This is a genomic window from Caballeronia sp. LZ008 (assembly GCF_031451435.1).
GTDB lineage: Bacteria > Pseudomonadota > Gammaproteobacteria > Burkholderiales > Burkholderiaceae > Caballeronia > Caballeronia zhejiangensis.
Genome location: NZ_JARUXK010000004.1, coordinates 747,626 through 756,562 on the forward strand (window position 1 = coordinate 747,626; position 8,937 = coordinate 756,562).

At 62.1% G+C, this 8,937-nt stretch carries 9 protein-coding genes and 1 pseudogene; 3 read left to right on the forward strand and 7 right to left on the reverse strand.

The genetic code is table 11. The features are described 5' to 3' along the window. Nucleotides 1-106 precede the first annotated feature (106 nt). The 6 genes from infA to QCE49_RS28375 form a co-directional block, all read right to left on the reverse strand. Nucleotides 107-373 carry a translation initiation factor IF-1 gene (gene infA, locus QCE49_RS28350; RefSeq protein ID WP_006999277.1) on the reverse strand — a complete coding sequence of 89 codons (267 nt, stop codon included), beginning with the start codon at nucleotides 371-373 and terminating at the stop codon, nucleotides 107-109. Between the two features lie 475 nt (nucleotides 374-848). Then, nucleotides 849-1,826, reverse strand: a complete 978-nt coding sequence (gene corA / locus QCE49_RS28355; protein WP_008353501.1) for a magnesium/cobalt transporter CorA — start codon at nucleotides 1,824-1,826, stop codon at nucleotides 849-851. 165 nt (nucleotides 1,827-1,991) lie between these two features. Next, nucleotides 1,992-2,426 carry a polymer-forming cytoskeletal protein gene (locus QCE49_RS28360; RefSeq protein ID WP_175979247.1) on the reverse strand — a complete coding sequence of 145 codons (435 nt, stop codon included), beginning with the start codon at nucleotides 2,424-2,426 and terminating at the stop codon, nucleotides 1,992-1,994. A gap of 60 nt (nucleotides 2,427-2,486) precedes the next feature. Continuing rightward, nucleotides 2,487-2,852 (reverse strand): hypothetical protein, encoded by a 366-nt coding sequence (locus QCE49_RS28365; protein WP_250456711.1) that lies wholly within the window; start codon nucleotides 2,850-2,852, stop codon nucleotides 2,487-2,489. Beyond that, nucleotides 2,839-3,789 (reverse strand): M23 family metallopeptidase, encoded by a 951-nt coding sequence (locus QCE49_RS28370; RefSeq protein ID WP_008353496.1) that lies wholly within the window; start codon nucleotides 3,787-3,789, stop codon nucleotides 2,839-2,841. The genes QCE49_RS28365 and QCE49_RS28370 overlap by 14 nt, the downstream gene beginning before the upstream one ends. 292 nt (nucleotides 3,790-4,081) lie before the next feature. Continuing rightward, nucleotides 4,082-5,062, reverse strand: a complete 981-nt coding sequence (locus QCE49_RS28375) for a LysR family transcriptional regulator (RefSeq protein ID WP_409017540.1) — start codon at nucleotides 5,060-5,062, stop codon at nucleotides 4,082-4,084. A 190-nt stretch (nucleotides 5,063-5,252) separates the two neighbouring features. Here QCE49_RS28375 and QCE49_RS28380 point away from each other — a divergent pair, with 190 nt between their 5' ends. The 3 genes from QCE49_RS28380 to QCE49_RS28390 all read left to right on the forward strand — a co-directional run bounded on the left by QCE49_RS28380 (nucleotide 5,253) and on the right by QCE49_RS28390 (nucleotide 8,316). Beyond that, complete coding sequence (locus tag QCE49_RS28380; protein ID WP_175979251.1) at nucleotides 5,253-6,785, forward strand: CoA-acylating methylmalonate-semialdehyde dehydrogenase; 1,533 nt, start codon at nucleotides 5,253-5,255, stop codon at nucleotides 6,783-6,785. 12 nt (nucleotides 6,786-6,797) lie between these two features. Next, a complete protein-coding gene (gene mmsB, locus QCE49_RS28385; protein ID WP_250456713.1) occupies nucleotides 6,798-7,691 on the forward strand; it encodes a 3-hydroxyisobutyrate dehydrogenase in 894 nt (297 codons plus the stop codon). A gap of 268 nt (nucleotides 7,692-7,959) precedes the next feature. Beyond that, nucleotides 7,960-8,316, forward strand: a complete 357-nt coding sequence (locus QCE49_RS28390) for a hypothetical protein (protein ID WP_250456714.1) — start codon at nucleotides 7,960-7,962, stop codon at nucleotides 8,314-8,316. 60 nt (nucleotides 8,317-8,376) lie between these two features. Here QCE49_RS28390 and QCE49_RS28395 read toward each other — a convergent pair. Next, a pseudogene (locus tag QCE49_RS28395) lies at nucleotides 8,377-8,937 on the reverse strand (hypothetical protein); the annotation flags it as partial.

The following is an 8,937-nucleotide window of genomic DNA, read 5'->3' on the forward strand; positions in this document are numbered from 1 at the left end:
CTTGACGGATGAGCGGCCGCGTCGAAGTTCAGAATGATCCGCGTGTTTGGTTCAAAAGCGCGCGCTGCGGATCAGGCTCACGCTCGTTACGGATGATGCAGGGAAATCAACGACGGCGCATCGGTGCGCGCGGGGCGCCGCCACCGGCACGCTCGTCCTTGTGACGGAAGTTGATGCGGCCCTTCGTCAGGTCGTACACCGACAGTTCCAGCGTCACGCGGTCGCCGGCCAGAATACGGATGTGATTCTTGCGCATGCGGCCCGAGGCGTAAGCGCCCACGACGACGCCGTTGTCCAGCGTCACGCGATAGCGGCTGTCGGGAAGCACTTCGTCAACGATACCGTCGAGTTCGATGAGTTCTTCTTTCGCCATATGGGGCTCCTGTAATGAGTTGTAGTGGGTGCTGCCGCGCATCGCGCGAAAAACGCGCATTCGACGCCAACGAACCGTTCTGCGCCGCTGCCCGAAAGCGTCGTCGCTACGAATCGTAAGTGGCGATGCAAAGCGTGGCCTGGCGCGTCCATGCACGATAAACGTGCATGCGGGGCGCGCCGCGTCTCTATCTCAGGCTCGTCGTGAGCTTGACGGCATAGGCCGGACGACAGGGCGAACCGCGGATGCGGCGCGCCGTGGCCGGCATGACCGGGACGGCGACATCGGCAACAGCAGAGCCGATGTGCGGTTGAAACGGAAAAGCAACGTGTGCTGCGGAAGTGAGCGCTTCTGCCGTGCGCTTACGTCATGTGCGGTCGATAGGCCGATTTTGCAAGGCCAGATGACATTCTCTCGCAAATCGCTTGATTAGACAACGAATTTCGCCCGAAGGTTCCGAAAAGGAACATTCTTGCTACAGCCAGCCGGCCTTCTTGAAGCGCCAGTAGAGCACGACATCGACCACCAGCATGACCGCGAGACACGTCGGGTAGCCGTAGACCCAGTCCAGCTCGGGAATCGACTTGAAGTTCATGCCGTAGATGCCGGCGATCATCGTCGGCACGGCGAAGAGCGCGGCGAACGAGCCGAGGCGCTTGGTCACTTCGCTTTCCGCGAGCGCGATCAGACCGAGATTCACCTGGATCGCCGTGACGATCATTTCGCGCCGTCCTTCGATGGTCTTCACGATGCGCAGCAGGTGATCGTACACGTCGCGGAAATATTCCTGCATGCCGGAGCACACGCCGGGCGAGCGCCCGCCATACAGCTTGCTGACGGCTTCGAGCAGCGGCGCGGTGTGATGCTGCAGGATCGTCATGCGCCGCTTGAGCGAGTACAGATCCTCGATGATCTCGCGCGATTCCACCGAGCCTTTTTGCTCGAAGATGCGCTCTTCCACTTCGTCGACTTCCGCGCCGAGCGTCTCGAGCACGGGAAAGTATCGATCGACGACCGCATCGAGCAGCGCGTACATCACGAACGCGGGGCCGTGCTTGAGCAGATGCGGCTCGCGCTCGCAGCGCTTGCGCACTTCCTGAAAACCTTGCGTCGTGCGGTTGCGGACCGAAAGCACGTAGTTCGTGCCGACGAACACGTTCATTTCGCCGACGAGCACTTCGCCTTCTTCGTCGAATTCGACCGTATGAAAGACCGCGAACAGCGAGTCGCCGTATTCCTCGATCTTTGGCCGCTGATGACCGTGCTGCGCGTCTTCGACCGCCAGCTCGTGCAAGCCGAACTGCTGCGTCATGTGCGCGAGTTCGCCAGGACCGGGCTCTTTCAATGCAACCCAAATGAAAGAGTCGGGCAGATCGCGATAGGCGTTGATGTCGTCGATCTCGACGTCCGCGAGCTTTCGGCCATTCTGATAAGCCGCGCAATTGACCAGCATGGGACGCCCTTTATCGTTATCTGGATATAACCGGCCACGTGTCGATGGACGCTCGAAGTCGCGTGATTTCGCCAGGGGCGCGCGTGGCCTTGATCCATCGAATCTTAGCCGGACACGCGCCCGGCTGCCAGCACGCGCGGATTCTCCGGCGCTCGTTGTCTGCCGTCAGTTCGAGACGAGGTCGATGTTGTATTCGGGCGGCGCCGGCAGACTCGGGACGTGCGCCGCCTGCGAATCGAACTTGGTGAGCTTGCCTTCGACCGTCGCGCCGATATCCATGCGCAACTGCTGATAGTAGATGTTGCCCAGCACGCGCGCGTTCGACTGAAGTTCGACGAAATGCGCGACGGTGACATCGCCCGTCACGCAGCCGTTGATGATGACGTTATAAGCGCTCACGTTGCCGCGAATCGCGCCCTGATCGCTCACGACGAGCAGCGTTTCTTCGCCCGGACGGCCGGCCACGTTGCCCGTGACCTGGCCGTCCATGCGCAGGCCTTCGCTGAACTCGAGATCGCCCGAGATATGCACGTTATGCGCGACGAGCGTCGCGAGCTTGGCCATCTTGATGCCGTTGGAATCCTTCTTCGATGAAAACATGTCGAGTCCTTGCGATGCGGTAAAGGGTTGCTGCACGAAGCCCGCGCTGACGCGTGCCGCTCAATTGGGTTTTTGCTGCTTCCTGAGGAAAGCGAGATCGGTCTGCAGACGCTGGATTTCGGCCGCGCTGTCCTTTACGCGTTCTTCCAGCGAGGTACGGCTCGCCATCTCCTGTTCGAGCGCGAGCTGAGCATGCGCGAGCTGCTCGCGCAGCTTCTGCTCGGAGACGGGCGGCGCGCAGAGCGTGTCGAGCTTGCGCACGTCTTCATGCGAGCGTTTGAGTGCGAAGCCTGCGGCGGCGAGCGCCGCGATCGCACACACGGCCGCGATCAGTCCGAGCCAGATGCCCGCGCCGCGCCTCGGCGTCAGCGAATAGGACTGGCGGGAGAGTTGCAGCGACAGCCGCTTCGAATCAACTTTGCGCATGCGACAAACGCCTGAAGAGCGCGAGATAGGGAGAAGGATTGATCTGAGCGCCGTCGACGATCACTTCGAAATGCAGATGCGGCCCCGTCGAGCGGCCGGTCGAGCCGACTTCCGCGATCACCTGTCCCGGCATCACGAATTCGCCGGTTTTCACGAAGATGCGCGACGCGTGTCCATAGCGCGTCACCATGCCGTCGCTGTGGCGGATGTCGACCGAAATGCCGTAGCCGTTGCGCTCGCCCGCCGCGATGACGCGTCCGCCCGCGCTGGCGAGAATCGGCGTGCCCGCCGGTCCGGCGAAGTCGATGCCGGGATGAAAGCTCAGACGCCCCGTGAACGGGTCCAGACGGTTGCCGTAAGGCGAGCCGCTGCGCAGGCCGGGTGCCGGATTGCGGCCGGGAAAGGCCATGTACGCGGCGTAGTGGGCGAGCGTTTGCGTCTGCAATTGCGAGACTTCGTCGTTCAGGCAATCGATGATCCGATGCGCGCTCTTCAAACGCTGCCGCGGCGCGCCCGCCGCCGCGCGGCCGATATCGCACAGGCGCGGCGGCAAGGCGGGGCCGCCCGCGCCGTCGAGCGACGTGGCTGGCTCTTCGCTGTCGGGCAGCGGCGGCACGTCATGCACGCCGGACGTGCCGCCCGCGCCGTGCGCGGCCTTCAGATGCGTGTCGAATTCGTGCAGCTCGCTGACTTGCGCGGACAGGCCTTCGACGCGCGGCGTCAGCTCGATCAGCGCGGCATTGATGCGGCCGAGCTCTTCGATCTCGTACGAGCGGCGCGACATCAGCGTCTGCTCCTCGCCGAGATGGCTGCGCGCGAACATGGTGCCGATCGCGATGCCGAGCGCGAGCGCGGCCACGAGAAGCGTAATGGCGCCGATGACCGCGATGGCGCGCGCCGTGCGGGCCTCGACGAAACGGATGCGCTGGCGGGACATGGACCGCCGTGACCAGATGACGAAAGCCATTAGCGCACGGCGCGGCCCGTCGGGGCAGCGGGAAAGAAACTAGAGGAAATCACGGGAATGGAGTGCGCCGCGCTCTCCACGGCAATGCAATGAAACTGGCCGGCGATTATGCCCGAGCTCGCGTGGGCGAGTGACGTTTCGGCAGGACATCGAAGCAAAATTCCACGAATTTATCGAGTCAAATTTTGTGATGTTCGCGGTGGCGTCACGCATACCACGTTCGGTCTCGAATCGCTGTCAAAAAGCGTGTCGCCGGTCAGGATCACTTGACATCGACCCAGGCCATCTGCGCGCCGTCTCCCATCAGGAAGCCGCGGTTCGCTTCGGCCGCCGCGCGCAGGTAGTCCCATACAGCCGTGATGCGCTTCAGCTTGCGCAAATCCTCGCGGCAGGACAGATAGAAGGCGCGCGTCACGACGATATCGCCGGGCAAGACCGGCACGAAGCGCGGATCGGGCGAAGTCATGAAGCACGGCAGGATCGCGAGCGCGCGGCCCTGCAGCGCGGCGAAGTACTGCGCAATCGCGCTCGTACTGCGCCAGCGCGACACCGCGCCCGGCACCGCGCGTTCGAGATACAGCAATTCGTAGCTGAACGCGAGATCGTCGATATAGCTTGCGAAACGATGATGGCGCAGATCGTCGCTCGTGCGGATCGGTTCGTGCGCGTCGAGATAGTCGGCGGTCGCGTAGAGCTTGAGCCGGTAATCGCACAGCTTCGTATAGACGTATTGGCCCTGCTCGGGTCGTTCGAGCGTGACGGCGATATCCGCCTCGCGCTTCGACAGACTCACGAAATGCGGTACCGGCAGCAGATCGATGGAGATGTTCGGATGCGCGTCCTGAAAGCGCGCGAGTTGCGGCGCGAGAAAGAAGCAGCCGAAGCCTTCCGTCGAACCGACGCGAACGTGTCCGGACAGCGCGTGCCCCGTGTTGGCGATCTGCTCGGTCGCGGACTGCACCGTCGTCTCGATCGAATCGACGTAACCGAGCAGGCGCTGGCCTTCGGCCGTCAGAATGAATCCGCCGCTGCGCGATTTGTCGAACAGAAGCGTGCCGAGCGCGTCCTCCAGCGCGCGAACGCGCCGCGCGACCGTCGTGTAATCGACGCCCAGACGCTTCGCCGCGCCGCTCGCGCGCTGCGTGCGCGCGACTTCCAGGAAGAAGCGCAGGTCGTCCCAGTTGAGGCGCCCGATATCGAGCTTGGCGCTTGGAATAACGTTTGGCATGGCGTTTTTTTGCATATCGATCGGGTGTTTTTCTAGTGCCATGATGGACTTTTGCATAACTATACTCAAGGAAACGAGCGTGCTGCACTGCGCGCCGATTTCTTATAAACGGAGACGACATGCCTTTTCCCTTCTGCGCCGCACCGGCGCTCCGTCCGCGCGTCTTCGTTCCCCTTCGTGACAACTCATCCAAAAGGAGTGACTCGTGAATATCGCTGCTGAACATCCGGCGCAGAGTGCGTCCGTCCGTACGGCCAAACTGCTGATCGACGGCCAGTTCGTCGATTCGAAGACGACGGAGTGGCGCGACATCGTCAATCCTGCGACGCAGGAAGTCGTCGGTCGCGTGCCGTTTGCGACGGTCGATGAAGTCAACGCCGCCGTTGCCGCCGCGCACAAGGCGTTTCAGACGTGGCGCACGACGCCGCTCGGCACGCGCATGCGTCTGATGCTCAAGTTTCAGGACCTCGTGCGCCAGAACCAGAAGCGCATCGCGCGGACGCTGACGGCGGAGCAGGGCAAGACGCTCGCCGATGCCGAAGGCGACATCTTTCGCGGTCTCGAAGTGGTCGAGCACGCGTGTTCGATTTCGACGCTGCAGCAGGGCGAATTCTCCGAAAACGTCGCGGGCGGCGTCGACACGTACACGCTACGGCAGCCGCTCGGCGTGTGCGCCGGCATCACGCCGTTCAATTTCCCCGCCATGATCCCGCTGTGGATGTTCCCGATGGCGATCGTCTGCGGTAACACGTTCGTACTGAAGCCGTCCGAACAGGATCCGCTCTCGACGATGGAACTCGTCGAACTCGCGCTCGAAGCGGGCGTGCCGGCGGGCGTGCTGAACGTCGTGCATGGCGGCAAGGAAGTCGTCGATGCGATCTGCACGCATCCCGATATCAAGGCGATTTCGTTCGTCGGGTCGACGGCCGTCGGCACGCACGTCTACAACCTCGCGAGCCAGCACGGCAAGCGCGTGCAGTCGATGATGGGCGCGAAGAATCACGCCGTCGTCCTGCCCGACGCCAACAAGGAGCAGACGCTCAACGCGCTCGCGGGCGCGGGCTTCGGCGCGGCGGGTCAGCGTTGCATGGCGACGTCGGTGGCCGTGTTCGTCGGGGCGTCGAAGGACTGGGTGCCGGAACTCGTCGAGAAGGCCAGGACGCTCAAGGTCAACGGCGGCACGGAGCCGAATACGGACGTCGGCCCGGTCGTGTCGAAAGCGGCAAAGGAGCGCATTCTCGGGCTCATCAGCAAGGGCGTGGAAGAGGGCGCGACGCTCGCGCTCGATGGCCGCGATATCGACGTGAAGGGCTACGAGAAGGGCAACTTCATCGGACCGACGATCTTCACGAACGTCGATACCGACATGTCGATCTACAAGACGGAAATCTTCGGCCCGGTGCTGTGCGTGCTGGAAGCCGATACGCTCGACGACGCGATCGCGCTCGTCAATCGCAATCCGATGGGCAACGGCGTCGGTCTCTTCACGCAAAGCGGCGCGGCGGCGCGCAAGTTCCAGAGCGAGATCGATATCGGTCAGGTCGGCATCAACATTCCGATTCCGGTGCCGGTGCCCGCGTTCAGCTTCACTGGCTCGCGCGGCTCGAAGCTCGGCGACCTCGGCCCGTACGGCAAGCAGGTCGTGCAGTTCTACACGCAGACGAAAACCGTCACCGCGCGCTGGTTCGACGACGCCACCGTGAACGACGGCGTCAACACGACCATCGCGCTTCGCTAAAGGGAGATGTCCATGCGAATCGGCTTCATTGGTCTGGGTCACATGGGCGGTCCGATGGCCGCCAATCTCCTGAAGGCCGGCCACGCGGTGACGGCGTTCGATCTCGTCTCCGCCGCGCTCGATGCGGCGAAGGCGGCGGGCGCGACGCTCGCCGCATCGCCGCGCGCGGCGGCGGAAGGCGCGGAAGTCGTCATCACGATGCTGCCCGCCGCGCAGCATGTGAAGAAGGTCTATCTGGGCGACGACGGCGTGCTCGCGGGCGTTGCGAAAGGCGTGCCGCTCGTCGACAGCAGCACGATCGATCCGGCGACCGCGAAGCTCATCGGCGAGGCGGCGGCGAACCAGGGCAACCCGTTCGCCGATGCGCCCGTTTCCGGCGGCGTCGTCGGCGCGCAGGCGGGTACGCTGACGTTCATGGTCGGCGCGGATGAAACGCTCTTCGAAACATTGCGTCCCGTCTTGTCCGGCATGGGCAAGAACATGGTGCGATGCGGCGAAACCGGCACGGGCCAGATCGCGAAGATCTGCAATAACTTGCTGCTAGGGATTTCCATGATCGGCGTCGCCGAAGCGATGAAACTCGGCGAAACGCTCGGCATCGATCCGACGAAACTCGCGAGTATCGTCAATACATCGACTGGGCGTTGCTGGAGCTCGGATACGTGTAATCCCTATCCGGGCATCATCGAAACCGCGCCGGCGTCGCGTGGTTATTCGGGCGGATTTGGCGCTGATTTAATGCTCAAGGATCTCGGACTTGCCGTCGATGCAGCGCGCGCCGCGAAGCAGCCCGTATTCATGGGTGCGCTGGCACAACAGTTGTATCAGTCGATGAGCCAGCAAGGATTCGGCGGGCTCGATTTTTCGGGCATTATCAAGTTGTACGCGAAGAACTCTGGCGTTTAATACGGCTCGAACACTTTTGGAAATCGGCACGTATGCGCGTGCCGAATTTAGGGCCGGGAAATAACTGCTTTATTCAGTTGCACTGCACAACGAAGCGCGTAAAGCCTTATTGGATACGATCATCGGGAATACGATGATTCGCTTTCCAAAAAATTGTCCTATTCTGAAAGCACGACGCCCGTCTGCCGTTCGATCAGAACGCTCCGGTTTGCGCCACGGTGCAGGTAGAACGCCCGTCGTTTTCGGGCAATCAGATGAGGAGTACGCGATGCAAGTAACACGTCACTTAAATATGGAACTGCGGCACGCCACGGTGCCGACTTATGTAGCCAGCTATTTCTTCCCGTTGCTGCTATTGGCATACGAAGCTTGGCGAGTGGGGTCTTGGGTGGCGGTGAACGGCTTTAACTTCCTGAACTTCAACTCGATGGGTTACGAGTTCGCGTTGATGATTGCCGTGTTTTGCATGCAGGTCATCGTGGAAATCGCGTTCCTCGCGGGCGCCGTGCTGACGAGGCACAAGGACGTCGGACATAGACTGGCGAATTTGTCCTTGGGGCTTTTCTGTTCGCTCGTCGTGCTCGGGTTCGATCTCGCACTGCAATATGGTTTGAGCGGAAGCTGATCCTTGCTCTTTCCGACGATAAACGCCGGTTGCTTGCAACCGGCGTTCGTTTTTTTTGGATCAGCAACCCGCGGCGCTTGGTAATGCCGGCGGTGTTTCCGATCTTTCCTCGTAGCATTTTCTATCTGCATCTTTTAGCGCGGTGCGCAAGCCTTCTTCCACGACCGGATGATAGAAAGGCAGTTTGAGCGCTTCATCGAGCGTCAATTCCAGTTGCAGCGCCCACGCCAGCAGATGCCCGAGATGCTCCATCGCCGGGCCGCATCCTTGCGCGCCGCGCAGCTTGCCGGTTTTCGCGTCGGCATAGACGTGCAGCAGGCCGCGATTCTGACGCATGACGCGGCTTCGTCCCTGATTCTCGAACGATGCCTCTCCTGTGACCGTCATCGGCTTGTCGAGATCGTCATACGATGCGCCGACGACCGCCACCTGCGGCTCGCAGAACACGATCGAGAACGGCACCTTGCGCTCGATCCGCTGCACGTCCGGAAAGCGCGCGGCGTTGTCGCCGGCGAGCTTGCCTTCGTCGGCGCATCGTATGACGATCTCGACAAGCCGATGACGGTCACAGGAGAGGCATCGTTCGAGAATCAGGGACGAAGCCGCGTCATGCGTCAGAAT